The organism is Micromonospora sp. NBRC 110009, assembly GCF_030518795.1.
In the GTDB taxonomy this organism is placed as follows: domain Bacteria; phylum Actinomycetota; class Actinomycetes; order Mycobacteriales; family Micromonosporaceae; genus Micromonospora.
Map to the genome: position 1 here is coordinate 6,903,892 of NZ_CP130427.1, position 25,472 is coordinate 6,929,363.

26 protein-coding genes are annotated in these 25,472 nt (G+C 73.0%); 11 read left to right on the forward strand and 15 right to left on the reverse strand.

Annotated elements, in window-relative coordinates; all coding sequences use genetic code 11:
- Nucleotides 1-7: 7 nt before the first annotated feature.
- Entirely contained in the window at nucleotides 8-1,402 is a 1,395-nt protein-coding gene (locus Q2K19_RS32520) for a sugar transferase (protein WP_368046122.1), read from the reverse strand.
- 488 nt (nucleotides 1,403-1,890) lie between these two features.
- Here Q2K19_RS32520 and rfbA point away from each other — a divergent pair, with 488 nt between their 5' ends.
- From rfbA to rfbD, 4 genes are read left to right on the forward strand one after another with little or no spacing between them, the layout of a single operon-like run.
- Nucleotides 1,891-2,778, forward strand: a complete 888-nt coding sequence (gene rfbA / locus Q2K19_RS32525) for a glucose-1-phosphate thymidylyltransferase RfbA (protein ID WP_302766228.1) — start codon at nucleotides 1,891-1,893, stop codon at nucleotides 2,776-2,778.
- Complete coding sequence (rfbC, locus tag Q2K19_RS32530; protein WP_302766230.1) at nucleotides 2,775-3,407, forward strand: dTDP-4-dehydrorhamnose 3,5-epimerase; 633 nt, start codon at nucleotides 2,775-2,777, stop codon at nucleotides 3,405-3,407. Before rfbA ends, rfbC begins: the two co-directional genes overlap by 4 nt.
- Entirely contained in the window at nucleotides 3,404-4,414 is a 1,011-nt protein-coding gene (rfbB, locus tag Q2K19_RS32535) for a dTDP-glucose 4,6-dehydratase (protein ID WP_302766233.1), read from the forward strand. Before rfbC ends, rfbB begins: the two co-directional genes overlap by 4 nt.
- Entirely contained in the window at nucleotides 4,411-5,280 is an 870-nt protein-coding gene (rfbD, locus tag Q2K19_RS32540; RefSeq protein WP_302766234.1) for a dTDP-4-dehydrorhamnose reductase, read from the forward strand. The genes rfbB and rfbD overlap by 4 nt, the downstream gene beginning before the upstream one ends.
- Here the strand turns inward: rfbD and Q2K19_RS32545 are convergent.
- Nucleotides 5,277-5,756, reverse strand: a complete 480-nt coding sequence (locus tag Q2K19_RS32545; protein ID WP_302766235.1) for a GNAT family N-acetyltransferase — start codon at nucleotides 5,754-5,756, stop codon at nucleotides 5,277-5,279. The genes rfbD and Q2K19_RS32545 overlap by 4 nt on opposite strands.
- Before the next feature lie 224 nt (nucleotides 5,757-5,980).
- Between Q2K19_RS32545 and Q2K19_RS32550 the strand changes: the two genes are divergently transcribed.
- The 3 genes from Q2K19_RS32550 (at nucleotide 5,981) to Q2K19_RS32560 (ending at nucleotide 8,431) form a co-directional block, all read left to right on the forward strand.
- The gene (locus tag Q2K19_RS32550) at nucleotides 5,981-6,268 is read left to right on the forward strand and encodes a hypothetical protein (protein ID WP_302766237.1); all 288 of its coding nucleotides are present in this window, start codon (nucleotides 5,981-5,983) and stop codon (nucleotides 6,266-6,268) included.
- Between the two features lie 193 nt (nucleotides 6,269-6,461).
- Nucleotides 6,462-7,358 carry a universal stress protein gene (locus tag Q2K19_RS32555; RefSeq protein ID WP_302766239.1) on the forward strand — a complete coding sequence of 299 codons (897 nt, stop codon included), beginning with the start codon at nucleotides 6,462-6,464 and terminating at the stop codon, nucleotides 7,356-7,358.
- 185 nt (nucleotides 7,359-7,543) lie between these two features.
- Nucleotides 7,544-8,431 (forward strand): universal stress protein, encoded by an 888-nt coding sequence (locus Q2K19_RS32560; RefSeq protein ID WP_302772877.1) that lies wholly within the window; start codon nucleotides 7,544-7,546, stop codon nucleotides 8,429-8,431.
- A 13-nt stretch (nucleotides 8,432-8,444) separates the two neighbouring features.
- Here the strand turns inward: Q2K19_RS32560 and Q2K19_RS32565 are convergent, their stop codons facing one another.
- From Q2K19_RS32565 to Q2K19_RS32575, 3 genes are all read right to left on the reverse strand, one after another.
- Nucleotides 8,445-9,071 carry an FMN reductase gene (locus tag Q2K19_RS32565; RefSeq protein WP_302766241.1) on the reverse strand — a complete coding sequence of 209 codons (627 nt, stop codon included), beginning with the start codon at nucleotides 9,069-9,071 and terminating at the stop codon, nucleotides 8,445-8,447.
- Complete coding sequence (locus Q2K19_RS32570) at nucleotides 9,068-10,168, reverse strand: LLM class flavin-dependent oxidoreductase (RefSeq protein WP_302766243.1); 1,101 nt, start codon at nucleotides 10,166-10,168, stop codon at nucleotides 9,068-9,070. The genes Q2K19_RS32565 and Q2K19_RS32570 overlap by 4 nt, the downstream gene beginning before the upstream one ends.
- A gap of 140 nt (nucleotides 10,169-10,308) precedes the next feature.
- Nucleotides 10,309-10,935 carry a DNA-3-methyladenine glycosylase gene (locus Q2K19_RS32575; RefSeq protein WP_446839775.1) on the reverse strand — a complete coding sequence of 209 codons (627 nt, stop codon included), beginning with the start codon at nucleotides 10,933-10,935 and terminating at the stop codon, nucleotides 10,309-10,311.
- A gap of 75 nt (nucleotides 10,936-11,010) precedes the next feature.
- On the opposite strand from Q2K19_RS32575, the gene Q2K19_RS32580 reads away from it, so the two are divergent.
- Nucleotides 11,011-11,445 (forward strand): DNA-binding protein, encoded by a 435-nt coding sequence (locus Q2K19_RS32580; protein WP_302766250.1) that lies wholly within the window; start codon nucleotides 11,011-11,013, stop codon nucleotides 11,443-11,445.
- 116 nt (nucleotides 11,446-11,561) lie between these two features.
- On the forward strand, nucleotides 11,562-11,915 hold the full coding sequence (locus Q2K19_RS32585; protein WP_302766252.1) for an MmcQ/YjbR family DNA-binding protein: 354 nt from the start codon (nucleotides 11,562-11,564) through the stop codon (nucleotides 11,913-11,915).
- 40 nt (nucleotides 11,916-11,955) lie between these two features.
- Here the strand turns inward: Q2K19_RS32585 and argH are convergent, their stop codons facing one another.
- From argH to Q2K19_RS32635, 10 genes are all read right to left on the reverse strand, one after another.
- Nucleotides 11,956-13,419 (reverse strand): argininosuccinate lyase, encoded by a 1,464-nt coding sequence (gene argH, locus Q2K19_RS32590; RefSeq protein WP_302772880.1) that lies wholly within the window; start codon nucleotides 13,417-13,419, stop codon nucleotides 11,956-11,958.
- A 14-nt stretch (nucleotides 13,420-13,433) separates the two neighbouring features.
- Nucleotides 13,434-14,639 (reverse strand): argininosuccinate synthase, encoded by a 1,206-nt coding sequence (locus Q2K19_RS32595; protein ID WP_302766255.1) that lies wholly within the window; start codon nucleotides 14,637-14,639, stop codon nucleotides 13,434-13,436.
- Nucleotides 14,636-15,151: an arginine repressor gene (locus Q2K19_RS32600; RefSeq protein WP_302766258.1), complete on the reverse strand. Its 516-nt coding sequence runs from the start codon at nucleotides 15,149-15,151 to the stop codon at nucleotides 14,636-14,638. The genes Q2K19_RS32595 and Q2K19_RS32600 overlap by 4 nt, the downstream gene beginning before the upstream one ends.
- Nucleotides 15,148-16,074 carry an ornithine carbamoyltransferase gene (argF, locus tag Q2K19_RS32605; protein WP_302766260.1) on the reverse strand — a complete coding sequence of 309 codons (927 nt, stop codon included), beginning with the start codon at nucleotides 16,072-16,074 and terminating at the stop codon, nucleotides 15,148-15,150. Before argF ends, Q2K19_RS32600 begins: the two co-directional genes overlap by 4 nt.
- Nucleotides 16,071-17,258 (reverse strand): acetylornithine transaminase, encoded by a 1,188-nt coding sequence (locus Q2K19_RS32610; RefSeq protein ID WP_302766263.1) that lies wholly within the window; start codon nucleotides 17,256-17,258, stop codon nucleotides 16,071-16,073. Before Q2K19_RS32610 ends, argF begins: the two co-directional genes overlap by 4 nt.
- Nucleotides 17,255-18,142, reverse strand: coding sequence for an acetylglutamate kinase (gene argB / locus Q2K19_RS32615; RefSeq protein WP_302766266.1), 888 nt, complete (start codon nucleotides 18,140-18,142; stop codon nucleotides 17,255-17,257). The genes Q2K19_RS32610 and argB overlap by 4 nt, the downstream gene beginning before the upstream one ends.
- Complete coding sequence (gene argJ / locus Q2K19_RS32620; RefSeq protein ID WP_302766268.1) at nucleotides 18,139-19,311, reverse strand: bifunctional glutamate N-acetyltransferase/amino-acid acetyltransferase ArgJ; 1,173 nt, start codon at nucleotides 19,309-19,311, stop codon at nucleotides 18,139-18,141. The genes argB and argJ overlap by 4 nt, the downstream gene beginning before the upstream one ends.
- Nucleotides 19,308-20,309 (reverse strand): N-acetyl-gamma-glutamyl-phosphate reductase, encoded by a 1,002-nt coding sequence (gene argC / locus Q2K19_RS32625; protein ID WP_302766271.1) that lies wholly within the window; start codon nucleotides 20,307-20,309, stop codon nucleotides 19,308-19,310. The genes argJ and argC overlap by 4 nt, the downstream gene beginning before the upstream one ends.
- A gap of 90 nt (nucleotides 20,310-20,399) precedes the next feature.
- A complete protein-coding gene (locus Q2K19_RS32630) occupies nucleotides 20,400-22,451 on the reverse strand; it encodes an amylo-alpha-1,6-glucosidase (protein WP_302766274.1) in 2,052 nt (683 codons plus the stop codon).
- Nucleotides 22,448-22,921, reverse strand: a complete 474-nt coding sequence (locus Q2K19_RS32635) for an SCP2 sterol-binding domain-containing protein (protein WP_302766277.1) — start codon at nucleotides 22,919-22,921, stop codon at nucleotides 22,448-22,450. The genes Q2K19_RS32630 and Q2K19_RS32635 overlap by 4 nt, the downstream gene beginning before the upstream one ends.
- Nucleotides 22,922-23,025: 104 nt before the next feature.
- On the opposite strand from Q2K19_RS32635, the gene Q2K19_RS32640 reads away from it, so the two are divergent.
- Together Q2K19_RS32640 and Q2K19_RS32645 are read left to right on the forward strand one after the other, a co-directional pair.
- A complete protein-coding gene (locus Q2K19_RS32640; protein ID WP_302766279.1) occupies nucleotides 23,026-23,400 on the forward strand; it encodes an SCP2 sterol-binding domain-containing protein in 375 nt (124 codons plus the stop codon).
- Nucleotides 23,397-25,430: an amylo-alpha-1,6-glucosidase gene (locus tag Q2K19_RS32645; protein ID WP_302766282.1), complete on the forward strand. Its 2,034-nt coding sequence runs from the start codon at nucleotides 23,397-23,399 to the stop codon at nucleotides 25,428-25,430. Before Q2K19_RS32640 ends, Q2K19_RS32645 begins: the two co-directional genes overlap by 4 nt.
- Nucleotides 25,431-25,472 lie beyond the last annotated feature (42 nt).

Consider the following 25,472-nt stretch of genomic DNA (forward strand, 5'->3'; position numbering starts at 1 on the left):
GGCGCGGTCAGTAGGCTCCGGAGCTGCGGACGACGGCGCTCAGCGTGCGGACCAGGATCGCCAGGTCCATGGTCAGCGACCAGTTCTCCACGTACGACAGGTCGAGCCGGATGGACTCCTCCCAGGACAGATCGGACCGGCCGGAGACCTGCCACAGCCCGGTCAGGCCCGGCTTGACCACCAGCCGCCGGCGCATGTCGGACGGATAGTTGGCCACCTCACGGGGCAGCGGCGGCCGTGGTCCGACCAGCGACATGTCGCCCTTGAGCACGTTGACGAGCTGCGGGACCTCGTCCAGCGACAGCCGGCGCAGCCAGCGCCCGACCGGGGTCACCCGGGGGTCCTGGCGCATCTTGAACAGCTCGCCGTCGGTCTCGTTGCGGTCGAGCAGTTCCGCCAGGCGTTCCTCGGCGTCCACGTACATCGTCCGGAACTTGTAGATGCGGAACGGCCGGCCGTTCTTGCCCACCCGCACCTGGCGGAAGATGGCGGGACCACCGGCACCCGGACTCACCCGGACCAGCCCGGCGATCGCGAGCAGCACGGGCGCGGCGAGGATCAGCAGCAGGAGCGCCGACACCCGGTCGAAGACCGACTTGACGACCCGCCGGCCGCCCTTCAACCGGGGGTGCTCGACGTGCAGCATCGGCAGGCCGTCGACGGGTCGGACGGTGGTGCGGTCGCCGGCCACGTCCACGAGGTTGCTGGCGACGATCAGGTCGACGTCGTCGCGTTCGAGTTGCCATCCCAACCGGCGCAGGGCGGCTCCCGCCATCTCGGGACAGGAGAGCACGACGACCGTGTCCGCGCCCGCGCCCGTGACGGCCGCCGGAACGTCTGCGAAGGTGCCGAGAATCGGCGGCAGTCCGCCGTCGCGCGGCTCCGCGTTCCCCGCCGGCGGGTGCGGGAGGCAGACGCCCACCACGCCGAGCCCGTGGTAGCACTCGCGGCGCAGCCGCCTGGTCATCTCGGCGACGGCGAGCTCGTGCCCGACCAGGATCACCCGGTGCAGCCGCTCACCGCGGGCCCACGACCGGTGCAGCTGCTGGCGGACCAGGTAGCGCATCGCGACGCCGGCGACGGTGATCAGTGGCATCGCGATGATCACGTAGCCTCTGGCGAGTCGGAAATCGAACGCGAGGGAGACGACCGCCAACGTGGCGGTAACGGCGAGACCGGTTTGGAAGACCCGGGCGTACTCATCATTTCCCACGAATAAATGTCGCGATTCATACGCTCGGTTGAGGGTGAGCGCCAGCACCCAGGCGAACGGCAGGGCAAGAGTGAGCCAGAGATAGCCACGGTTGTACGGCTCCGCCGTCGCCGGGCCGAATCGAAGGCTCAGCGCCACCACGGCCGACCCGGCACTGACCATGAGGTCGACCAGGCACAGGGTGGCCACGTAACGGGACTGCCAACCAGTCCGCGGTGAAGTGACCGGCGGGCCGGTCGGCGCCCGCTCACCCTGCCGCCTGGCCGTGTCGTCAATGACCTGCGCGACTTCTACCAATGCACACCGCCCCACGTACACAGGCCGACCAGCCACGCCCCTGCGGCTTGTCGGCCGGCTCAAGTTGGTGCGGTACCCGCGAAGACTGCGCGTCCGGAAGCCCCTTCCCGGAGGCGTAGACGGGACCGACTGAGGTACGAGCATGCTGACCATGGAGTCACTGCGCCAGCATCGTTTTCGGTATTTCTGAGCTAAAGTCGAATTGCCGACAACGCACCGGCTGACCGGCGCGGAACGGTATACCGGACCGGCGTTTCACAATGGCCCGTCCAGTTGTTCCGGCCACCCGAACGAGGCCGCGGTGAGAGACTTTTGGACGTTGTCAGAATCGTTCGGTTGCCGGCCCCCGGGTGACGCTTCCCGGCCGGTAACCTCCCGCCATGCGCGGAATTCTTCTCGCCGGCGGCACCGGAACGCGGCTGTGGCCGATCACCCGTGCGGTGTCCAAACAACTCATGCCGATCTTCGACAAGCCGATGATCTACTACCCGCTGTCCACATTGATCATGGCGGGCGTCCGGGAAATCCTGATGATCACCACGCCCGAGGATCAGGTCCAGTTCCGCCGCGTGTTCGGTGACGGCACCCAACTGGGGCTGCGGCTGGAGTACGCCGTGCAGCCACGCCCGGAGGGAATCGCACAGGCATTCCTCGTCGGCGCCGACTTCATCGGGGCCGAGTCCGTGGCCCTGGTGCTCGGCGACAACATCTTCCACGGCGTCGGTCTGGGCCGGCAGCTCGCCGGTCACGGCGAGCTGGTCGGCGGCCGGATCTTCGCGTACCAGGTGGCGAACCCCGAGGCGTACGGGGTGGTCGACTTCGACGCCGACGGCAGGGTGCTCTCGATCGAGGAGAAGCCGGCGCGGCCGAAGTCCCGCTACGCCGTGCCCGGGTTGTACTTCTACGACAACCGCGTGGTCGACTTCGCCCGCAAGCTCACCCCCAGCGCCCGGGGCGAGCTGGAGATCACCGCGGTGAACGAGATCTATCGGGAGCTGGGCGAGTTGTCCGTGACGGTGCTGGACCGGGGCACCGCCTGGCTGGACACCGGTACCTTCACCTCGATGATGCAGGCCGCCGAGTTCGTCCGGGTCATCGAGGAGCGCCAGGGCATGAAGATCGGGTGCGTCGAGGAGGTCGTCTGGCGGGCCGGCCTGATCGACGACGACCAGCTGCGCACGTTGGCCGCGCCACTGACCAGGAGCGGATACGGCGACTACCTGCTCGGCCTGCTGGACCAGCCGCACGGCCGGGAGGTGCGCCGATGAAGATCCGGCCGTTGAGCATCGACGGGGCCTGGGAGATCAGCCCGCAGCAGCACGGCGATCCGCGCGGGCTGTTCCTGGAGTGGTACCGCTTCGACCGGCTCGCCGCCGCGGTCGGCCATCCGCTGCACCTCGCCCAGGCCAACCTCTCGATCTCCGCGCGCGGCGTCGTCCGTGGCATCCACTTCGCCGACGTGCCCCCCGGCCAGGCCAAGTACGTGACGTGCGTCCGGGGGGCGGTCATCGACGTGGTGGTGGACGTCCGGGTGGGCTCGCCCACCTTCGGGCAGTGGGAGGCGGTCCGCCTCGACGACGACGACCGCCGCGCGGTCTACCTGAGCGAGGGCCTGGGGCACGGCTTCTGCGCGCTGACCGACGACGCCACCCTCAGCTACCTCTGCTCCACCACCTACAACCCCGCCGCCGAGCACGCCGTGCACCCGCTCGACCCGGAGCTGGCGATCAGCTGGCCGACCGGGGCACCACTGCTGTCGGCGCGGGACGCCGCGGCGCCGACCCTGGCCGAGGCGCGGGCGGCGGGACAGCTTCCGGACCACCCGACCTGCCGATCCCTGTCGGCCGGCCGGAACTCCGCGACGACCCCCGCCTCGACGGAAGGCAGCCACCCATGAGGATCCTGGTCACCGGCGGCGCCGGCTTCATCGGGTCGGAGTACGTGCGCATGCTGCTGGGCGCGCCGGGCAGCACCGACCCGACGGACCCGCAGGTCGAGCCGACCGCCGTCACGGTGCTGGACAAGCTGACCTACTCCGGCAACCCGCAGAACCTGGCGCCGGCGCGGGACGACCGACGGCTGCGGTTCGTGCCGGGCGACATCTGCGACGCCGCCCTCGTCGACGAGGTCGTCGCCGACCAGGACGTGATCGTCCACTTCGCCGCGGAGTCCCACGTGGACCGCTCCATCGCGGGTGCCGCACCGTTCGTCGTCACCAACGTGCTCGGCACCCAGACCCTCCTCGACGCCGCCCTGCGGCACGGCACGCAGCGGTTCGTGCACGTCTCCACCGACGAGGTGTACGGCTCGATCGAGGAGGGCTCCTGGACGGAGAGCTGGCCGCTGTCGCCGAACTCGCCGTACTCGGCCTCGAAGGCCGGCTCCGACCTGCTGGCGCTGGCGTACCACCGCACGCACGGCATGGACCTGGTGGTCACCCGCTGCTCGAACAACTACGGGCCGTACCAGTTTCCGGAGAAGGTCATCCCGCTGTTCGTCACCAACCTGCTCGACGGCGGCACCGTGCCGCTCTACGGCGATGGCGGCAACATCCGGGACTGGCTGCACGTGCACGACCACTGCGTCGGGATCGCCCTCGTCCAGGAGAAGGGCCGCGCCGGGGAGGTCTACCACATCGGCGGCGGCACGGAGCTGACCAACCGGGAGCTCACCGCCCGGCTGCTGGCGGCCTGCGGCGCCGGATGGGACCGGGTGGTGCCGGTCGCCGACCGCAAGGGCCACGACCGCCGCTACTCGCTGGACATCAGCAAGATCGCCGAGGAGCTGGGCTACGCGCCGAGCATCGACCTGGAGCGCGGCCTGGCGCAGACCGTGCAGTGGTACCGGGAGAACCGGGCCTGGTGGGAGCCGTTGAAGGCGGGCGCCGCGCCGGTGGGGGCATGACCCGCCTGCTGGTCACCGGCGCGGGCGGCATGCTCGGGCGGGACCTGTCGGCCGTGCTGCGCGCCCGGGGCGACCTGTCGGTCCGGGCCACCACGCGCGCCGACCTCGACATCACCGACCCGGACGCGGTGCAGGCCGCCGTCGCCGGGCACGACCTGGTGCTCAACACCGCGGCATGGACCGACGTGGACGGGGCCGAGGCGGACGAGGAGGGGGCCACCGCCGTGAACGGCGACGCGGTCGCCCAGCTGGCCCGGGCCTGCGCCGCCACGGGCGCCCGGATGATCCAGGTCTCCACCGACTACGTCTTCGCCGGCGACGCCACCGAACCGTACCCGGAGGACGCCATCACCTCCCCGGTGAACGCGTACGGGCGCAGCAAGCTCGCCGGGGAGCTCGCCGTCCGCAAGCTGCTGCCCGACACGGGCTACGTCGTGCGCACGGCGTGGCTCTACGGCGAGCACGGACCCAACTTCGTCGCGACCATGCTGCGGCTGGCCGAGGAACGCGAGTCGCTCGACGTGGTGGACGACCAGCGGGGGCAACCCACCTGGTCGTACCGGCTGGCGGAGCAGCTCGTCGCGCTGGCCGACGCGGCGCTGGCCGGCCACGCCGCCCCCGGCGTCTACCACGGCACCGCCTCGGGCGAGACGACCTGGTACGGCCTGGCCCGCGCCGTGTTCGCCCTGCGCGGCCTCGACCCGGACCGCGTCCGGCCGACCACCAGCGACCGCTACCGGCGGCCCGCGCCCCGTCCGGCGTACAGCGTCCTGGGGCACGACCGCTGGCGCGCGGCGAACCTGCGGCCGCTGGCGGACTGGCGCTCGGCCCTGGCCGACGCGCTGGCCGCCGGTCGGACCCGTTAGGCGGCCAGCTCCAGCACGTACTCCTCGACCTCGGCGCCGCGGCCGTTGGCGTACCCGGAGTCCTCGCCGACCACGACGAAGCCGCACTTGCGGAGCACGGCGAGGGAGGCGGCGTTGTCCTTGGCGGCCCGGGCGTGCACCGGCCGCTGCGGCAGCTCGCGCAGCAGCGCGGCGAGCGCGGCGGTCGCGTGCCCCCGGCCCCAGCGGCGCGGGTCGATCCAGTAGCTCACCTCGGTGCGCTCCCCCACCGGGAACGCGGCCACGCGCCCGACCACCTCGCCGTCGACCGTCACGGTGCGGGAGACGATCCGCGGGTCGGCCCGGATCCGGGTCCAGTGGTCGTCGAAGGCGGCCCGGTCGGTCGGGTCCTTCGGGCCGAACGCGGCCATCCAGTTGGCCTGCGGGTCCTGCTCGTGGGCGAAGAACGCGGGCAGGTCGTCGTCGCGCACCGGGCGGAGCCGCACCTTACTGGTCACCGCCGGAGGATACGCGGACCCGCCGACAAACTCGGGACCGCTGGCCCCGCGTCCGTCCCGCCGAGCGCTGGACCGCCCGCGGCCGGGCGTCACCGTCGTTGCGGTGGCGCCTGGCGGGTGCCGCGCTGGGCGGGCCCCGAGCGGGAACGGGCCACGTCACTCGGGCGGTGGACCGGTGCCCGGACCGGCCCCGGACGGACCGGGTGGAATCGGAGGATCGTCGGATGAACACGATGCGTCAGCGCTGGCGGAGCCCGGCACCCCCGGTGCGTACCTCCGTCATCGGCCCGAGGGTGGCCGGCCCGCGCGCGTTGGGCCCGACGGCGGCCGCGCCGCTGGCGCTCGCCGCGGCGGCGCTCGGCGCGGTGGCTGTCGGCAGGCTGCTGATCGGCCGCCTGGCCATCCGGCGGGCGGTCATCAAGGACCTGCGCATCGGTCGGCTGGAGGTCGACGAGCTGGTCGTGCGGCGGACCGACGGCAATCAGCCGGTGGGCGGCAGCGCGCTCGACTAGCCGTACCGGTCGCGCAGGCGGACCCGGGCGGCCTGGAGCCGGTCCACCACGCTCACCTCCTTGTCGATCGTCCCAACTCGACCTCGCGCGGGCCCGGACCGTCAGGGCCGTTGGTCCCGGGTGGCGCGGGTGCAACGCCTCTGCCGGCCGACCGGCGGCCGGCGAAGGCTGGAGGTGGACGAAGGAGGACGTGATGACCGACAGATCCGGTGCCCCCGTCGTGGTGGGCGTGGACGGCTCCCCCTCAGCCCTGGACGCGGTCCGGGTGGCCGCTCGGGAGGCGGCGGCCCGGCACCGGCCGCTGCGGGTGGTGCACGCGTTCCGGTGGCCGCTGCTCGGCACCCCGCTCGGCCCGGTCGCGGCCGCGCTGCCCGACGCCGAGCTGCGGCAGGAGGCCGAGCGACTGGTCGAGGAGGCCGTCGGCGAGGCCCGCAAGATCGACAGCGAACTCCCGGTGACCGGGGCGGTGCTCGACGGCGGCGCCGTCGCCGCGCTGCTCCGGGAGAGCCGCGACGCCGCGCTGCTGGTGCTCGGCCACCGTGGCCTGGGCGGGTTCGCCGAGCTGCTGGTCGGCTCGGCGGCCGTGCAGCTCTCCGCCCGGGCCGGCTGCCCGGTGCTGGTGGTCCGCGGTGAGCCGCGCGCCGACGGCCCGGTCGTGGTCGGGGTGGACGGCTCCGCACTGTCCCGGGAGGCGACCGGTTTCGCCTTCGCCGAGGCGGCGCAGCGCGGCACCGACCTCGTGGCCGTGCACGCCTGGCTCTACCCGGCCCCCGTCGGCCCGGGCGACATCGTGCCGCTGGCGTACGACCCGGCGGAGTTGCGCGCCGAGGAGGAGCGGGTGCTCGCCGAAGCGGTGGCCGGCTGGGCCGAGCGCTACCCGGACGTCCCGGTCCGGCAGCGGCTGGTGGCCGGCGCCCCGGCCCGGACCCTGGTCGAGGAGTCCACCGACGCGCAGCTGACCGTGGTCGGCGCGCACGGCCGGGGCAGCCTCGGCGGGCTGCTGCTCGGCTCGGTCAGCCACACGGTGCTGCACCACGCGCGCAGCCCGCTGGCCATCGTCCGGCACCGCCGGGGGCGGGACGCCGACTGAACCCCCGGGGACAGCGCCGCGCCGGGCCCTCCCCGGCCGGCGCGGACGGCGGTCCGGTTCGCCCTGCCTGCGGCGGCATCGGGACGGCAGCGCGGGCCCACCGAGGTGTCGGAGCCGGAGGGTCGGGGCAAATGCGGTCCGAGTGGGGCGTCGCCGTCGAGAATGGCCTGAGTCGACCGGAGAGGATACCGATGTACCGACCTGTCGTGGCGGGCGTCGACGGATCGCCGTCCAGCCTGACCGCCGCCGAGCACGCCGCGCGGGCCGCCGTCGCCCGGTCCCGGCCGCTGCACCTGGTGCACGGCTACCTGCACCCGCTCGGCTACGGCGTGCCGCTCAACCCGTACGACCTGGGGGTGCCGGCGCCCACCGAGGAGGCGCAGAAGATGCTCGAACAGGTGGCCGCCGACCTGACCGACCGGCACCCGTCCCTGCGGGTGGAGGTCCGCCAGGTGGCCGGCGGCCCGGGCGCCGCCCTGGTCGAGGAGTCCCGCCGGTCCGACCTCGTGGTGGTGGGCAGTCGCGGGGTGGGCGGCTTCGCCGGGCTGCTGCTCGGCTCGGTCAGCGGGCAGGTGGCCCAGCACGGGCACTGCCCCGTCCTGGTGGTGCGCCCCGCCGAGCAGCCGATCCCGGTGGACGGGCCGGTGCTGGCCGGGGTGGACGGCTCCGAGTCGGCCGCGCACGCCGTCCGGCTCGCCGCCGACGAGGCGGCACGCCGCGACACCGACCTGGTGCTGCTGCACGTCCGGACGCCGGAGCGGGGCGCGGTGGCGCCGGACGCGGCGGCCGAAGCCACCGCCGCCGGGCAGGCCGAATCGGCCGAGCTGCTGGCCGCGGCCGCCGCCGCGATCCGGTCGGACCACCCGCTGCTGACCGTGGTCGAGCGGCCGGTCCGGGGCGAGTCCCCGGAGCAGGCGCTCGTCGCGGCGAGCGGGGAGGCGGCCCTGGTGGTGGTCGGCTCGCGCGGTCGGGGCGGGTTCGCCGGGCTGCTGCTCGGCTCGGTCAGCCAGGCCCTGGTCCAGCACGCCCACTGCCCGGTGCTGGTGGCCCACCCGTACGAGCCGGCCGACTGACCCGCCGCCGGGGTCAGGCGGGGTCGCGGCCGGCGAGCAGGTCCTCGAAGCTGGTGGTGAGGGCGAAGGGATCGGCCGGGCCGGCGGCGGGCGGCCGGCGGTCGATCTGCTCGGCCAGCTCGGCGCCGGCCCGCCGGATCCGGTTGCGCAGGCCGCTCTCGGCGCCGTCGCCGGCCCAGTCCTCCGGTGCGGCGAAGACGGCAGTCGGCAGGACCACCGCCCGCAGGTGGGCGAACATCGGCCGGACCGCGTGCTCCAGGGCCAGCGAGTGCCGGGCGGTGCCGCCGGTCGCGCCGATGAGCACCGGGCGGTCGGTGAGGGCGTCCCGGTCGACCACGTCGAAGAACGACTTGAACAGGCCGTTGTAGGAGGCGTTGAAGATCGGGGTGACGGCCACCAGGCCGTCCGCACCGGCAACCGTGTCCAGCGCCTCCCGCAGGGCCGCCGACGGGAAGCCGGTGAGCAGGTGGTTCACCACGTCGTGGGCGTGCTCGCGCAGCTCCACCGGGCGGACCTCCACCTCGGCGCCGCGCCGGACCAGCTCGTCGCGGGTGGCCGCGGCGAGCTGGTCGGCGAGGAGCCGGGTCGAGGAGGGCTGGCCGAGGCCGGCCGAGACCACGGCCAGGGTGCGCCGGGTCATCGGGCCTCCTCGGCGCCGCTCGCGGCCTCCCGGGCCGCCTTGAGGCTGGCGTGCGTCGGCGCCTCGGGCACGTGCGCCGGCCGCAGCGAGTCGAACTCCTTGCGGAGCACCGGGACGACCTCCTCGCCGAGCAGGTCGAGCTGTTCCAGGACGCTCTTCAGCGGCAGCCCGGCGTGGTCGATCAGGAAGAGCTGGCGCTGGTAGTCGCCGACGTACTCACGGAAGCCCAGGGTGCGGTCGATGACCTGCTGCGGGCTGCCCACGGTGAGCGGCGTCTCCCGGGTGAACTCCTCCAGCGACGGCCCGTGCCCGTAGACCGGGGCGTTGTCGAAGTACGGCCGGAACTCGCGGACCGCGTCCTGGGAGTTCTTCCGCATGAAGACCTGCCCGCCGAGCCCGACGATGGCCTGGTCGGCGGAGCCGTGACCGTAGTGCTCGAAGCGCTGCCGGTAGAGGCCGACCATCCGCTGGGTGTGCTCCTTGGGCCAGAAGATGTGGTTGGCGAAGAAGCCGTCGCCGTAGTAAGCGGCCTGCTCGGCGATCTCCGGGCTGCGGATCGAGCCGTGCCAGACGAACGGCGGGACGCCGTCCAGCGGCCGCGGGGTCGAGGTGAACGACTGCAGCGGGGTGCGGAACCGCCCCTTCCAGTCGACCACGTCCTCCCGCCAGAGCCGGCGCAGCAGGTCGTAGTTCTCGATGGCGAGCGGGATGCCGTTGCGGATGTCCTGCCCGAACCACGGGTAGACCGGTCCGGTGTTGCCGCGCCCCATCATGAGGTCGACCCGGCCGTCGGCCAGGTGCTGGAGCATGGCGTAGTCCTCGGCGATCTTCACCGGGTCGTTGGTGGTGATCAGCGTCGTCGAGGTGGAGAGCAGCAGCCGCTCGGTGCGGGCGGCGACGTAGCCCAGCATGGTGGTGGGCGACGACGGCACGAACGGCGGGTTGTGGTGCTCACCGGTGGCGAAGACGTCGAGCCCGACCTCCTCGGCCTTCAGCGCGATGGTCACCATGGCCTTGATCCGCTCACCCTCGGACGGCAGCCGCCCGTTGGTCGGATCGACCGTGACGTCGCCGACGGTGAAGACTCCGAACTGCATGACCGGCTCCTCGGGTGACGTCCGGACCGGGCGGCCCGGATCGCACCAGACAACATATTTGACGAGTCAACTATTCCGGCGCCGGCCCCGGCTCGGGTGGCCCACCTCACCAGGCCGCCGGTGGCCGCAAGCGGGACCGGTCAGCGGCGGGCGCGGGGCACGTGCCGGCGGTACGCGCTGACCGTCGGGTCGCCGGCGACCCAGAACCGCCACGGCACGTCGTGCGCGCCGGTGACGCCGACCCGGGGGCCGGCCGCGACGGACTCCTCCGGCAGCGGTTCGCGCGCCGGTCGCAGCCGGACCGGACCGTCGCCGAGCAGGTCCGCGCCGTAGACCGAGCGGTCGATGCCGAGCGCCGCGCAGAGCCGGGCCGGGCCGCGGGCCAGGTCGACGTCCCGGCGTACGGCGGGGCGGCGGGACCGGGCGAGGTCGAGGCCGTCGACCACCTCGCCGGCCCGGAGCAGCACGGCCGACGCCTCGCCGGCCGGCCCGGTGACGACGTTGACGCACCAGTGCATGCCGTAGGTGAAGTAGACGTAGGCGTGCCCGGCCGGGCCGAACATCACCGCGTTGCGCGGGGTGCGGCCCCGGTGGGCGTGCGACGCCGGATCCCCGGCCGTGCCGGCGTACGCCTCCACCTCGGTGATCCGCACGGTGACGCCATTGCCGGTGAGGTGGCAGCCGAGCATTCCCTGGGCGGCGGACACCACCGGCCCGGCGAGCAGGTCGGCCAGGGTGGCGAGGTCGGTGCCGGTCACGGGAAGCAGCCTATCCGGCGCCGCGAAGGTGAGCACGAATTGCTTTCAACGCAGTGTTGACAAAGCAATGTTCAAAGGCGTCTCATGAAGGACATGGACAAGCTGGACAACGACCCGTTCACCGCTCCGGACGCGGCCCAGGCCCGGGCCCACCGCAACTACGCGGCGCTGCTGCGGATCGCCGAGCGGCACGCGGGCACCGATGCCCGGCGCAGGCGCTACGCCCACCCCGACGTACCGGACGCCTACGAGGCGGCGACGCTGGTGATGGCCCTGGCCGGCGGGGCCGAGCTGGCGGCGGGCGAGGAGCCGGTCGACCAGGCCGATCTGATGGCCGCGCTGACCCTCATCCCGCACGTCCGGGCCGAGGTGGACGCGCTGGAGGCGGGCCTGTTGCAGGCGGCCCGCGGCCGGGGCATGACCTGGCAGGCGATCGCCTTCGGGCTGGGGCTGGGCAGCGCCCAGGCGGCCCGGCAGCGCTACGAGCGGCTGACCGTGCGCACCGGCACCGGCGACTGACGAGCACGGTCACCACGGCGGCGCGCGGGCCACGACCGGCGGTGAACGGCCGGCGGGTCGGCAACCTGTCGGAGGCACCCGCGAGACTGGGCCGGCAACCGACAGCGGAGGACGGGATGACGCGCGAGCAGATGCGGGACTACTGCCTGGCCAAGCCGGGCGCCTGGCTGGACCAGCCGTGGGAGGGCGACGAGGTGGTCAAGGTGGGCAGCAAGATCTTCGCCTTCCTCGGCGCCCCGGACGGCGAGGCGCGGGTGGGCATCAAGTGCGGCCCGTCGCGGGAGGTGGCCGACGAGTGGCTGCACAGGTTCCCCGCCGATGCCCGCCCCTCCCCCTACATCGGCCGGTCCGGCTGGAACACGCTGCGGCTCGACGGCGGCATCCCCGACGACGAGCTGCGCGAGGCGCTCGACGGGTCGTACGACGCGGTGGTGGCGAAGCTGCCCAAGCGCGAGCGGCCGACGGCCTGATCCCCGCGCGGCGCCGGGTGCGCCGCGCGGGGTGTCGGGGTCAGCGGGGCACGACCCGCTCGGCGGCCCAGTCCCGCCAGCCGGTCAGCTTGTCGGCGGCGGTGGCGAGCTGGTCGGCGACCGGCCCGGGGCCGGTGGAGCCGGGGGTGATGCGGGCGGCCAGCGCCGAGCGCACCGAGAGCACGTCGCGCACCGACGGGTCCAGGTGCTCGCTGACCGCGGCGAGGTCGGCGTCGGAGACCTCGTCGAGGGCGCAGTCCCGGGCCACGCAGAGCGCCACCAGCTTGCCGGTGATCTCGTGCGCGTCGCGGAACGGCACGCCCCGGCGGACCAGCCAGTCGGCGACCTCGGTGGCGAGGGAGTAGCCGACCGGCGCGGCGGCGACCAGCCGGTCCACCCGGACGGTCATCGTGGAGATCATCCCGGCCAGGGCGGGCAGCAGCAGCTCCAGGGTGTCCACCGCGTCGAAGGCCGGCTCCTTGTCCTCCTGCATGTCCCGGTCGTAGGTCATCGGCAGGCCCTTGAGCATGGTGAGCACGCTCATCAGCCCGCCGACCAGCCGGCCGGACTTGCCCCGGGCCAGCTCGGCGATGTCCGCGTTCTTCTTCTGCGGCATGATCGACGAGCCGGTGGCGAAGGCGTCGTCCAGCTCGACCCAGCCGAACTCCTGCGATGTCCAGAGCACCACCTCCTCGCCGAGGCGGGACAGGTGCACCCCGATCATCGCGGTGACGAAGAGGAACTCGGCGACGAAGTCCCGGTCGGCCACGGCGTCCATCGAGTTGGCGAAGGACGTGCGGAAGCCGAGCTCCTTGGAGACCGCCACCGGATCCAGCGGCAGCCCGGAGCCGGCGAGCGCACCGGCGCCGAGCGGGCTGATGGCGGCCCGGTGGTCCCAGTCGCGCAGCCGCTCCAGGTCGCGCAGCAGCGGCTGCACGTGGGCGAGCAGCCAGTGCCCGAAGGTGACCGGCTGGGCGTGCTGGAGGTGGGTCATGCCGGGGGCGGCGGTGTCCACGTGCCGCTCGGCCTGCTCCACCAGCGCCTCGGCCAGCTCGACCAGCCGGGCGGCCACGCCACGGGCGTGGTCCCGCAAATAGAGCCGCAGGTCGGTGGCGACCTGGTCGTTGCGGGACCGGCCGGCGCGCAGCTTGCCGCCGAGGCTGCCGAGCCGCTCCAGCAGGCCGCGCTCCAGGGCGGTGTGCACGTCCTCGTCGTCGACGGTCGGCCGGAACGCCCCGGAGGCGCAGGCGGCCTCCAGGTCGTCCAGCGCGGCCAGGATCTGCCCCAGTTCCTCCGGATCGAGCAGGCCGGCGCCGGCCAGCACCCGGGCGTGCGCCCGGGAGCCGGCGATGTCGTAGGGGGCGAGGCGCCAGTCGAACTGGACGCTCACCGACAGCCGGGCGAGCGCCTCGGCTGGTCCGCCGGCGAACCGGCCTCCCCATAGGCTCGTCCGGTTGGCGGCGGCGCTGTTCTCGGTCAGGCTCTTGTCGTCCACCCCACCCATTGTGGTGCTCACGATCAGGCGCCGCCGACCCGAGCGTCCCGCGCCGCCGCCATCCTGCTGGGCAGGCCCCACAGCTGCACGAAGCCCTTGGCCAGGGACTGGTCGAAGGTGTCACCGGTGTCGTAGGTGGCCATGCCGAAGTCGTAGAGGCTGGCCTCGGAGCGCCGGCCGGTGACCACGGCCCGGCCGCCGTGCAGGCTGAGCCGCACCTCGCCGGAGACGTGCCGCTGGGCGTCGTCGATGAACGCGTCCAGGGACTTCTTCAGCGGCGAGAACCAGAGGCCGTCGTAGACCAGCTCGCCCCAGCGCTGGTCGACGCCACGCTTGAACCGGGCCAGGTCCCGCTCGACGGTGACCGCCTCCAGCTCCTGGTGGGCGGTGATCAGCGCGATCGCGCCGGGCGCCTCGTAGACCTCGCGGCTCTTGATGCCGACGAGGCGGTCCTCGACCATGTCGAGCCGGCCCACGCCCTGCGCGCCGGCCCGCCGGTTGAGCTCCAGGATCGCCTGGTACGGGGTGACGGTCTCGCCGTCGACGGCCACCGGCACGCCGTCGTCGAAGGTGATGACCACCTCGTCGGCGTCCCGGGGCTCGGCCGGGTCGGCGGTGTACGAGTAGAGGTCCTCGATCGGGCCGTTCCAGATGTCCTCCAGGAAGCCGGTCTCCACGGCCCGGCCCCACAGGTTCTGGTCGATCGAGTACGGCGACTTGGCCGACACGTCGATCGGCAGGCCCTTCTCCTCTGCGAAGGCGATGGCCTTGTCCCGGGTCCAGGCGAAGTCCCGGGCCGGCGCGATGATCTTCAGATCGGGGGCGAGCGCGCCCAGGCCGACCTCGAACCGGACCTGGTCGTTGCCCTTGCCGGTGCAGCCGTGCGACACGATGGTGCCGCCGTACTTCTTCGCCGCGGCCACCAGGTGCTTGACGATCAGTGGCCGGGACAGCGCGGAGACCAGCGGGTAGCGGTCCATGTAGAGGGCGTTGGCCCGGATTGCCGGCAGGCAGTAGTCGGCGGCGAACTCGTCGCGCGCGTCGATCACCTCGGACTCGACGGCGCCGCAGTCCAGCGCGCGCTGCCGGATGACGGTCAGGTCCTCGCCGCCCTGGCCGAGGTCGACCGCGACCGCGATCACCTCGGCGCCGGTCTGCTCGGCCAGGTATGGAATGGCGACGGAGGTGTCGAGACCCCCGGAGTACGCCAGGACGACCCGCTCGCTCATGGTGCGGTGCTCCCTCCGATGTTCTCTTCCCGGCGGGCCCACGCGGCGAGCTTGTCGCCCAACGCGGCGCCGCCGACGGCCTCGCGGGCCACGACGAGGATGGTGTCGTCGCCGGCGATGGTGCCGACGACCTCGGGCAGGCCCGCTCGGTCCAACGCGCTGGCCAGATAGTGGGCTGCGCCCGGCGGGGTGCGCAGCACGGCGATGTTGCCGCTGGCGTCGACCCCGTTGAGCAGCTCGCGCAGCAGCCGGACGAGCCGGGCCGGGGCGGCCTCGGCCTCGCGCAGCGGCCGCTGGCCGTCCTCGGGGATCAGGTAGACGCCCCGCCCGTCGCCGCCGCGCGCGGTGACCGCCCCGAGCTCCTTGAGATCCCGGGAGAGGGTGGCCTGGGTGACCTGGATGCCGTCACCGGCGAGCAGGTCGGCCAGCTCGGTCTGCGAGTGGATGGCCTTGTCGCGGATCAGCTCGACGATGCGGGCGTGCCGGGCGGCACGGGTCAGCGGGGCGGTCATGCGGATGCCTCCAGGAGATACGTCAGCAGCGCCTTCTGGGCGTGCAGCCGATTCTCCGCCTGGTCGAAGACGGCGCTGTGCGGCCCGTCGAGCACCTCGTCGGTGATCTCCTCGCCCCGGTGGGCGGGCAGGCAGTGCAGCACGATCACGTCCGCCGCGGCGTGGCCGAGCAGCGCGTCGTTGACCTGGTACGGCAGGAACGGGGTGATCCGGTCGAGGCCGTCGGACTCCTGACCCATCGAGGTCCAGGTGTCGGTGGCGACCACGTCGGCGGCGCGCACCGCCTCGACCGGGTCGGTGAGCGCCCGCACCGAGCCACCGGTGCCGGCGGCGATCTTCTCGGCCCGGGCGACGATGTCGGGGTCCGGCTGGAAGCCGACCGGCCCGGCGATCCGGACGTGCATCCCGGCGGTCGCCCCGGCCAGCAGGTAGGAGTGCGCCATGTTGTTCGCCGCGTCCCCGAGGTACGCCAGGGTGCGCCCGGCGGTGGCGCCGCAGCGCTCCCGGACGGTGAGCAGGTCGGCCAGGAGCTGGCACGGGTGGTAGGTGTCGGTGAGCGCGTTGACCACCGGCACGGTGGCGTGCGAGGCGACCTCGGCGATCCGGTCGTCGCCGTGGGTGCGCAGCACGATCGCCGCCACGTAGCGGGACAGCACCCGGCCGGCGTCGGCCAGCGTCTCGCCCCGCCCGAAGTGGGTGACCTGGGTGTCCACCACGAGCGGGTGGCCGCCCAGCTCGGCGATGCCGGCGTCGAAGGAGATGCGGGTGCGCAGGCTCTGCTTGTCGAAGAGCACCGCCACCGACCTCGGCCCGGCCAGGGGTTTCTGGGCGAACCGGTCGGCCTTCATCCGGGCGGCGAGGTCGAGCACGGCGGACTGCTCGGCGGGCGACAGGTCGTCGTCGCGCAGGAAGTGCCGGATCATGCGGTGACCTCCGTCGGGGTGCTGGCGGCGTCGAAGGCGGCGGGCAGGGCGGCGAGGAACGCGTCGACCTGCTCGGCGCCGAGGATCAGCGGCGGGGCGAGCCGGACCACGCCCGGCTGCACCGGGTTGACCAGGAAGCCCGCCTCCCGCAGCGCTCCGGCCACCGCGCCGGCGACCGGCGCGTCGAGCACGATGCCGAGCAGCAGGCCGGCGCCGCGTACCTCGGCGACGAGCGGGTGGCCGAGCGCCTCGATCCCCCGCCGCAGCCGCTCCCCGATCCGCTTGACGTGGTCGAGCAGCCCCTCGTTGGCGATGGTGGCGACCACGGCGAGCGCGGCGGCGCAGCTGACCGGATTTCCCCCGAACGTGGTGCCGTGCGATCCCGGACCGAGCAGGTCGGCGGCCCGGCCGAAGGCCAGGCAGGCCCCGATGGGCAGGCCGCCGCCGAGCCCCTTGGCCAGGGTGACGAGGTCCGGCTCGACGCCCTCGGCCTGGTGGGCGAACCAGTGGCCGGTGCGGCCGACGCCGGTCTGCACCTCGTCGAGCACCAGCAGCGCGCCGTGCGCGGCGGTGATCCGCCGGGCCTCGGCGAGGTAGCCGGGCGGCGGGACGACCACGCCGTTCTCGCCCTGGATCGGCTCCAGGATCACCATGGCGGTGGCGTCGGTGACGGCCGCCGCGAGGGCGGCGGTGTCGCCGTACTCGACGTGGGTGACGTCGCCGGGGAGGGGGCGGAACGGGTCGGCCTTGGCCGGCTGGCCGGTGAGCGCCAGGGCGCCCATGGTGCGGCCGTGGAAGCCGCCCTTCGTGGCGACGACGTGGGTGCGCCCGGTGAGCCGGGAGAGCTTGAACGCCGCCTCGTTCGCCTCGGCGCCGGAGTTGGCGAAGAACACCCGGCCGGGGCGGCCGGCCAGGGCCAGCAGCAGCTCGGCGAGGGCCACCGGCGGCTCGGCCACGAACAGGTTGGAGACGTGCCCCAGGGTGGCGACCTGCTTGGCGACGGCGGCCACCACGGCCGGGTGGGCGTGGCCGAGGGCGTTGACGGCGATGCCGCCGAGCAGGTCGACGTACTCCCGGCCGGCCTCGTCGACCACGACGGCGCCGGAGCCGGAGACGAGCGCGAGCGGCGGGGTGCCGTAGTTGTCCATCATGGACTGGCCCCAGCGTTCGACCAGGGTGCTCATTCCGCCACCACCATCGTGCCGAATCCTTCCGAGGTGAACACTTCGAGGAGCGTGGAGTGGGCGACCCGGCCGTCGACGACGTGCGCGGCGGGCACGCCCCCGCGCACCGCCCGCAGGCAGGCCTCCATCTTGGGGACCATCCCGGATTCCAGGGACGGCAGCAGCTTCGCCAGGTCGTCGGTGGTGATCTCGCTGACCAGGCTGGCGGTGTCGGGCCAGTCGGCGTAGAGGCCGGGCACGTCGGTGAGGACGACCAGCTTGCGTGCCGCCAGGGCCACGGCGAGCGCGGCGGCGGCGGTGTCGGCGTTGAGGTTGTGCAGCACCCCGTCGGCGTCCGGCGCCACGGTGGAGATCACCGGGATCCGGCCGGCCGCGATCAGGTCGGCCACCGCCGAGACGTCCACCGACTCCACGTCGCCGACCTGCCCGACGTCGACCGGCTCGCCGTCCACGTACGCCGGCCGGCGCACGGCGGTGAACAGGCCGGCGTCCTCGCCGGAGAGGCCGACGGCGAACGGGCCGTAGGCGTTGATCAGCCCGACCAGCTCCCGGCCGACCTGCCCGACGAGGACCATCCGGACCACGTCCATCGCCTCGGGGGTGGTGACCCGCAGGCCGCCCTTGAACTCGCTGGCGATGCCGAGCCGGCCGAGCATGGCGGAGATCTGCGGCCCGCCGCCGTGCACGACGACCGGCTTGAGGCCGGCGTACCGGAGGAAGACCATGTCGGCGGCGAAGGCGCGCTGCAGCTCGGGGTCGACCATGGCGTTGCCGCCGTACTTGACCACGACGGTGGCCCCGGAGAAGCGGGCCAGCCAGGGCAGGGCCTCGATCAGCGTCGCGGCCTTGGCCTGGGCCCGGGTGAGATCGGCGGTGAGGCTCATGTCGAGTACGCCGAGTTCTCGTGCACGTACGCGTGCGACAGGTCGTTGGTCCAGACGGTGGCCGCCGCCTCGCCGGCGTGCAGGTCGATCCGGATGGTCACGTCCCGGCCGGTGAGGTCGACCTTGGCCCGGTCCTCGGCGGCGGCGCCGCCCCGGCACACCCAGACCCCGTTGACCGCGACGTCCACCCCGTCCGGCTCGAACGCGGCGGCGGTGGTCCCGACGGCGGCGAGGATCCGCCCCCAGTTGGGGTCGTTGCCGAACAGCGCGGTCTTGACCAGGTTGTTCCGGGCCACCGAGCGGCCCACCTCGACCGCGTCGTCCTCGGTCGCGGCGCCGACCACCTCGATGGCGATCTGCTTGGTGGCGCCCTCGGCGTCGGCGATGAGCTGCTGGGCCAGGTCGTGGCAGGCGGCGGTGACCGCGGCGGCCAGCTCCGCCGCGGTGGGCTCGATGCCGGACGCCCCGCTGGCCAGCAGCAGCACGGTGTCGTTGGTGGACATGCAGCCGTCGGAGTCGATCCGGTCGAAGGTGACCCGGGTGGCGGCTCGCAGCGCGGCGTCCAGGGTCTCCGGCCCGGCCACCGCGTCGGTGGTGAGCACGCAGAGCATGGTGGCCATCGCCGGGGCCAGCATGCCGGCGCCCTTGGCCATGCCGCCGACCGTCCAGCCGCTCCCCGTGGCCACGGCGGTCTTGGGCCGGGTGTCGGTGGTCATGATCGCCTCGGCGGCCGCCTGCCCGCCCGTCCGGGAGAGCCGGCGCACGGCGTTGCCCACGCCGGAGAGCAGGGCGGGCATGGGAAGCCGCTCGCCGATCAGGCCGGTGGAGCAGACCGCCACCTCGCCCGCGCCGACCATCAGCCGGGCGCTGCCGGCGGTGAGCGTGGCGGCGGTGTGCTCGGCGGTGGCGTGGGTGTCCTGGAAGCCGGCCGGGCCGGTGCAGGCGTTCGCCCCGCCGGAGTTGAGCACCACGGCGCGGACCACGCCGCCCCGGACGACCTGCTGGGACCAGAGGACGGGGGCGGCCTTGATCCGGTTGGCGGTGAAGACGCCGGCGATCCCGGCGTCGGGGCCGTCGTTGACGACCAGGGCGACGTCGCCGGCGCCGCTGGCCTTCAGGCCGGCAGCCACGCCGGCCGCGCGGAAGCCCCGAGGGGTGGTGACGGTCACGGTGCGATCCCCCAAACGGAGAGGCCGGTGGTCTCGGGGAGGTCGAACATCAGGTTCGCGTTCTGCACGGCCTGGCCGGCCGCGCCCTTGCCCAGGTTGTCGATGGCGCTGACCACGATCACCCGGCCGGAGTCGACGTCGACGGCGGCCTGGAGGTGGCAGGAGTTGGCGCCGGCGGTGGCCGCGGTGTGCGGCCACGCCCCCTCCGGCAGCACGTGCACGAAGGGCGCGTCCGCGTAGGCGGCGGCGAGCACCTCGCGCGGGTCGGCGTCGCCGGTCGGCACGGCGGTGACGGTGGCCAGGATGCCCCGCGGCATGGGCGCGAGCACCGGGGTGAAGGAGAGGGTGGTCGCCCCGGTGGCCTGCTTGATCTCCGGCACGTGCTGGTGCGCGCCGACCTTGTAGGGCGACAGGTCGCCCATCACCTCGCTGCCCAGCAGGTGGGCCTTGGCGGCCCGGCCGGCGCCGGAGGTGCCGGAGGCGGCGACCACCACCACGTCGGTGGAGCGGACCGCGCCGGCCGCGATCAGCGGGGCGAGCGCCAGGGTGGTGGCGACCGCGTAGCAGCCGGTGTTGGCGACCCGGGTGGCCGCGGCGATCGCGGCCCGCTGGCCGGGCAGCTCGGGCAGGCCGTAGGTCCAGGCGCCGGCGTGCCCGCCGCCGTAGTAGCGGGCCCAGGCGTCCGCGTCGCGCAGCCGGTGGTCGGCGCCGAGGTCGACCACCTTGACGGTGCCGGGGAGGGCCGCGGCGAGGGCCGCCGACTGGCCGTGCGGCAGGGCCAGGAAGACCAGGTCCGCGTCGGCCAGGGCGGCCGGGTCGGTCGCCGCGAACATCAGGTCCAGGCCGGCGAGGTTCCGGTGTACGGCGGTGACGGGCTGGCCGGCGTGGGAGTGGGCGGTGGCGGCGGCGAGGTCGAACTCGGGGTGCCCGGCGAGCAGCCGCAGCAGCTCGCCGCCGGCGTACCCACTCGCCCCGGCGACCGCAACCCGGATACCCATACTCACCTCCGCATGACTATGCAATGAAGGTTAGCAGGGTTGATCGTCGACTGCAAGGTCATGCAGTCGGATGCATAGTTGTGAGGTCTGTCAACGACCGTGATGTACCTCCCGCGCCGCGGGAGCGACGGCGTCGATCCGACCCCACCGGCCGGGCACGTCGAACAGTTCGACCCGGCCGAACCGCTCGGGCACCGCCGGCGCCACGACCAGGTCGTCCCCGTACGGCTCCAAGCCGAGCACGACCCGGAGCAACAGCAGGGACGCCCCGGTGGACCCGGCCGATGGGCTGTTCGCCGTGGGATAGGGAACGGGGTGGCGGGTCAACTCGCGGCCGTAACCGCCGAAGGCCTCCGGCAGTCGGCCCTTGAAGTACCGGGCCACCTCGATGATGCCCTCGGCGATCCGCCCGGCCTCGGCGCGGAAGCCGTACCGATGAAGTCCCCAGGCGATGAAGGAGTTGTCGAAGGGCCAGACGGTGCCGACGTGGTACCCGAGCGGGTTGTACCGCCCCTCCCCCATCGCCAACGTGCGCACCCCCCAGCCGGAGAAGAGTCGCGGGCCGAGCAGGTGCTCGACGATCCGCTGCGCGCGGGACTCCGGCACGATGCCGCTCCAGAGCAGGTGGCCGATGTTGGAGGAGAGCGCGTCCACCTGGTTGCCGTCCGCGTCGAGGGCGAGCGCGTAGTACTCGCCGTCGGAGACCCAGAAGTCCCGGTTGAACCGCTCCTTGAGCTCGGCGGCCTCCCGTTCCAGCCGATCGGCGTACGCCGGGTCGTGCCAGAACTCGCGGGCCAGCCGCGCGCCGCGGATCTTCGCGTCGTACGCGTAGCCCTGGAGTTCGCAGGTGGCTCGGGGCAGCCCGGGCAGCCGGCCGTCGCGATAGGAGATCGAGTTCAGCCCCTCCTTCCAGCACTGGTTCTCCAGTCCGCTCTGCTCATTGCGGCGCTGGTACCAGACGTAGCCGTTGCCCATGATGTCGCCGTACTCGTCGATCCAGTGCAGCGCCGCCCGGGTCTCCGCCTCGAACTCCCGCACCAGGTCGACGTCCCCGGTCCAGCGCTCGTACTCGTCCAGCAGGATCACGTAGAGCGGGGTGAGGTCGGCCGCGCCGTAGTACGGGGACTGCGGCCGCTCCTCGAACGCGGTCCGCTCGCCGTAGCGGAACTCGCGCAGGATCTTCCCGGGCTCCTCGTCGCGGAAGTCATCCAACACCGCACCCTGGTCGATGCCGAGCATGCGCAACGTCGCGACGGCCAGGCTCGGGGTGAAGGGCAGCGACTGCAGGCTGGTGAAGATGCTGTCCCGGCCGAGGAGGCCGGCGGCCCACGGCAGGCCCCCGGAGGGCATCACCTGGTCGGGGAGCGTCAGGGGCGAGAACCGCAACGCGGCGAGATCGACCAGGCTGCGCTGGTACGTCGTGGTCACCACGTCCCAGTCGCAGGTCAGCTTCGGCGCCTCCGCGAGCCACCGGTCGAGGTCGCGTTCCATCTCTGGCCCGGTCCGCTGGCGGCGGCGATGCAGGTGCTCCCGGACGTCCTCCCCGTCCGGGCGCAGCACCAGCCCGTGGACGTGCAGCATCGTGGTCCACGATCCGTGCGGCCCGACCCGGACCTGATAGGTGAATCCTCCTTCGTCGACCTGGGCCGGCTCGGTGGTGGAGATGACCGTCTCGCGCCGGAGCTTCTCCCGCTGGTAGCCGAGGCGCAGGCACTGGTGTTCGACCCGCTGGTAGATCCGGCCGGTCGACGCTCGTTGCTCCCGAACGGTGCCCCGCGGGGAGAAGTCGCTGCCCGCGTCCACCCGGACGGTGAAGTCCGTGGCCTCCTCGCGGTGGTTGAGGATGGTCAGCCGCTCCTCGAAACTGCCCGCCAACGTCCGTTCCCGGATCACCGACACCTCGGCGTCCACGTACTGGGTCGGCTCACCCGGCACCAGGAAGAAGCGAACGCTGAAGTACTGCGGGTCGTCGATGGCCAGCGGGTTCAACCGTTCCCCGTTGACCGTCAACCGCCACAGCGAGAGGAAGCGGGTGTCGAAGGAGAAGTACCCGCGCGGCGTCCCCGGGTCGGCTTCGATGTCCCCGCTGTCGTCGCTCAGCACGAAGATGTTGCCGTCGAGAATTCGGACCGGTTCCGTCATGCCGGCCCCCGGTCGACGCGGGACAGGGTCCGCGGGTGGCGGGCGCCCGGGGGCGCCGGGAAAAGTCGCTCCAGCAGCACGATGAACCGGAACTTGCCCTCGCTCGTGATGTCGTTCCGCAACCACGCGGACAACGGCTTCGCCTCACCGCGCGCCATCCGCTCGAAAAAGGCGAGGTCGGTACGGATGACCGTGTCGGCCTCCCGTTCCTCCCGCGAGACCCGGATCTCACCGTTGGCGACGGTGACGAGCCAGTGGTCCGTCCGGCCCTCGTGTTCGAGGTCGAAGCGGATCGTACCGACAGTCTTCCGCAGCAGGCGTTCTCCTCCGCGGCGCTCGAGTTCCGCGAAGAAATTCTCGGTCGTAGCGGACACCACCACCTCCGGCGAATCGGCGGGCCAAGAGGCAGCGTCACCCGCCGCCCGGTCTGGTGGCATCACCCGAAGCGGGTGAACCTGCCGGCGGAGCACCTGCCCCGAGCGCGGGCCGGCCGAATTTCACCCTCTCGGGGTGATGCGGGCGCGCCGCCCCGGAGGTGATGGTGAGTCGGTCAGCGCGGTTCGAGGGGAGATCAATGTCCGATCCCACGGCCGAGTTCTTCGCCGGACTTGGTCGTCGCGGGCACGAACCCCTGCTCGAGGGGGTGACCGGGACGATCCGCTTCGACCTCGAACACGAGCACGGAATCGACCGGTGGTTCGTGGTCATCAGAGAGGGCGACCTCCAGGTCTCGCGGGAGGAACGCGAGGCCGGCTCCGTGTGGCGCACCACCCGCGCGCTCTTCGACCGCTTCGCCAGCGGAGAGCAGCCCGTGTACGCGGCGTGGGCCCGCAACGCTCTCCGGGTCGAGGGCGACATCGCCCTGGGCTACGTCTTCCTGCGGGTCCTGCCGGGGCCGCCCGGCGCGCACCACCCGCGCGCGTTCGCCGGTGAGGGGAGACCGGTATGACGAACAACCTCGTCCGGCAACTCGACGGCAACACGTTCGTGCTCAGCGAAGCCAGCGGCGACATCGACGCGTCGCCCACCATGCCCACCGGGCTGTTCTCGTTCGACACCCGCTTCCTGTCGAAATGGATCCTGCGCATCGACGGCAACCGGCTCAACTCCCTCACCATCGATGACATCCAGTACTACGAAACCCGGTTCTTCCTCGTCCCGGGCACTCCGACGCCCTTCGTCGACACCGATGTCTCGGTCATCCGCGAACGCACGATCGCCGGCAGCTTCCACGAACGGCTGACGGTCATCAACCACGAACCGGAACCGGTGGACGTGCAGGTCCGGATCGAGGTCGGCAGCGACTTCGCGGACCTGTTCGAGATCAAGGACGTGCAGCGCAAGAAGGGCACCCCGTACGCCCGGGTCGAGGACGGGCAACTCCGTCTCGGCTACCAGCGGGAGGCGTTCCGCCGGGAGACCGTCGTCTCCACCACCGTCCCGGCCCGGGTCGACGAGGACGGACTGACCTACGACGTGCGAATCGAGCCGCATGGCCAGTGGCTGACCGAACTGCACGTGCGGACCCTGGGCGTGGACGGGCGTGATCTGCGGGAGAGCCTGCAGGGCCGGCCCGGCCGGGTCCGGCACGAGATGCAGAACGATCTCGACCGGTGGCTCGCCGACGCGCCGCGGCTCACCTGCGACTCCGCGACACTGACCAGGACGTACCGGCGTAGCCTGGTCGACCTCGCCGCGCTGCGGTTCGCGCCGCTGACCGGCCACGGACGGACCCTGCCGGCGGCCGGCCTGCCGTGGTTCATGGCCATCTTCGGCCGGGACAGCATCTTCACCAGCCTGCAGGCGCTGCCCTTCGCGCCAGTGCTCGCCGCGACGACGCTGCAACTGCTGGCGCTCACGCAGGGCTTCGTCCTCGACGACTTCCGGGAGGAGGAACCCGGCAAGATCATGCATGAGCTGCGCTACGGGGAGACGACCGGGTTCCTGGAGCAGCCGCACTCGCCCTACTACGGCACGGCGGACGCCACGCCCCTGTTCGTGATCCTGCTCGACGAGTACGAGCGCTGGACCGGTGACGTCGGGGCGGTGCGGTCCTACGAGCGCGCCGCGCGCCGCGCCCTGCACTGGATCGACGAGTACGCCGACATCATGGGCAACGGCTACATCTGGTACCGGTGTCGCAATGAGCGCGTCGGCCTGGAGAACCAGTGCTGGAAGGACTCCCCCGATGCCATCTCCTACCGGGACGGTCGGCTGCCCGCCCCGCCCCGGGCGACCTGTGAGCTGCAGGGCTACGCGTACGACGCCAAGCTGCGCGGGGCGCGCCTGGCGCGTGAGTTCTGGGGTGATTCCGCGTACGCCGACCGGCTGGAACGGGAGGCCGCCGAGCTCAAGGAGCGGTTCAACCGGGACTTCTGGGTGGCGGACGGCGAGTACTACGCGCTCGCCCTCGACCGCGACGGCCGGCAGGTCGACGCCCTCGCCTCGAACATCGGTCACCTGCTCTGGAGCGGCATCGTGCCGGAGCCGCGGGCGAAGAAGATCGCCGAGCACCTGCTCGGCCCGCGACTCTTCTCCGGCTGGGGCGTGCGGACCCTCGCCACCGGGCAGGGCCGGTACAACCCGATCGGGTACCACGTCGGCACCGTCTGGCCCTTCGACAACTCGTTCATCGCCTGGGGACTGCGCCGCTACGGCTTCGCGGAGGAGGCCGCCCGCATCGCCGGGGGGATCATTGACGCGGCCGAGTACTTCGACGGCCGGCTGCCGGAGGCCTTCGGGGGATACGACCGGGAGCTGACCCGGTATCCCGTGCAGTATCCGACCGCGTGCAGCCCGCAGGCCTGGTCGACCGGGGCGCCCCTGCTGCTGCTGCGGACCATGCTCGGCATGGAGCCACGCGGCGAGCACCTGGTGAGCAGACCCGCGGTGCCGAGCAGGATGGGCCGGATCGAACTGCTGCACGTCCCCGGGCGGTGGGGCCGGGCCGACGCCTTTGGTCGCGGACGCCTCGGCTGACCGCGTCGTCGCACCGCAACCTGCCCGGCGCCCGGTGTCGGG

Excerpts from the sequence above, each read along its gene's own strand:
- rfbA (WP_302766228.1), top strand. The coding sequence starts at position 1,891 with ATGCGCGGAATTCTTCTCGCCGGCGGCACCGGAACGCGGCTGTGGCCG.
- rfbC (WP_302766230.1), top strand. The coding sequence starts at position 2,775 with ATGAAGATCCGGCCGTTGAGCATCGACGGGGCCTGGGAGATCAGCCCG.
- rfbB (WP_302766233.1), top strand. The coding sequence starts at position 3,404 with ATGAGGATCCTGGTCACCGGCGGCGCCGGCTTCATCGGGTCGGAGTAC.
- rfbD (WP_302766234.1), top strand. The coding sequence starts at position 4,411 with ATGACCCGCCTGCTGGTCACCGGCGCGGGCGGCATGCTCGGGCGGGAC.
- Q2K19_RS32550 (WP_302766237.1), top strand. The coding sequence starts at position 5,981 with ATGAACACGATGCGTCAGCGCTGGCGGAGCCCGGCACCCCCGGTGCGT.
- Q2K19_RS32555 (WP_302766239.1), top strand. The coding sequence starts at position 6,462 with ATGACCGACAGATCCGGTGCCCCCGTCGTGGTGGGCGTGGACGGCTCC.
- Q2K19_RS32565 (WP_302766241.1), bottom strand. The coding sequence starts at position 9,071 with ATGACCCGGCGCACCCTGGCCGTGGTCTCGGCCGGCCTCGGCCAGCCC.
- Q2K19_RS32570 (WP_302766243.1), bottom strand. The coding sequence starts at position 10,168 with ATGCAGTTCGGAGTCTTCACCGTCGGCGACGTCACGGTCGATCCGACC.
- Q2K19_RS32580 (WP_302766250.1), top strand. The coding sequence starts at position 11,011 with ATGAAGGACATGGACAAGCTGGACAACGACCCGTTCACCGCTCCGGAC.
- Q2K19_RS32585 (WP_302766252.1), top strand. The coding sequence starts at position 11,562 with ATGACGCGCGAGCAGATGCGGGACTACTGCCTGGCCAAGCCGGGCGCC.
- argH (WP_302772880.1), bottom strand. The coding sequence starts at position 13,419 with ATGGGTGGGGTGGACGACAAGAGCCTGACCGAGAACAGCGCCGCCGCC.
- Q2K19_RS32595 (WP_302766255.1), bottom strand. The coding sequence starts at position 14,639 with ATGAGCGAGCGGGTCGTCCTGGCGTACTCCGGGGGTCTCGACACCTCC.
- Q2K19_RS32600 (WP_302766258.1), bottom strand. The coding sequence starts at position 15,151 with ATGACCGCCCCGCTGACCCGTGCCGCCCGGCACGCCCGCATCGTCGAG.
- argF (WP_302766260.1), bottom strand. The coding sequence starts at position 16,074 with ATGATCCGGCACTTCCTGCGCGACGACGACCTGTCGCCCGCCGAGCAG.
- Q2K19_RS32610 (WP_302766263.1), bottom strand. The coding sequence starts at position 17,258 with ATGAGCACCCTGGTCGAACGCTGGGGCCAGTCCATGATGGACAACTAC.
- argB (WP_302766266.1), bottom strand. The coding sequence starts at position 18,142 with ATGAGCCTCACCGCCGATCTCACCCGGGCCCAGGCCAAGGCCGCGACG.
- argC (WP_302766271.1), bottom strand. The coding sequence starts at position 20,309 with ATGGGTATCCGGGTTGCGGTCGCCGGGGCGAGTGGGTACGCCGGCGGC.
- Q2K19_RS32630 (WP_302766274.1), bottom strand. The coding sequence starts at position 22,451 with ATGACGGAACCGGTCCGAATTCTCGACGGCAACATCTTCGTGCTGAGC.
- Q2K19_RS32640 (WP_302766279.1), top strand. The coding sequence starts at position 23,026 with ATGTCCGATCCCACGGCCGAGTTCTTCGCCGGACTTGGTCGTCGCGGG.
- Q2K19_RS32645 (WP_302766282.1), top strand. The coding sequence starts at position 23,397 with ATGACGAACAACCTCGTCCGGCAACTCGACGGCAACACGTTCGTGCTC.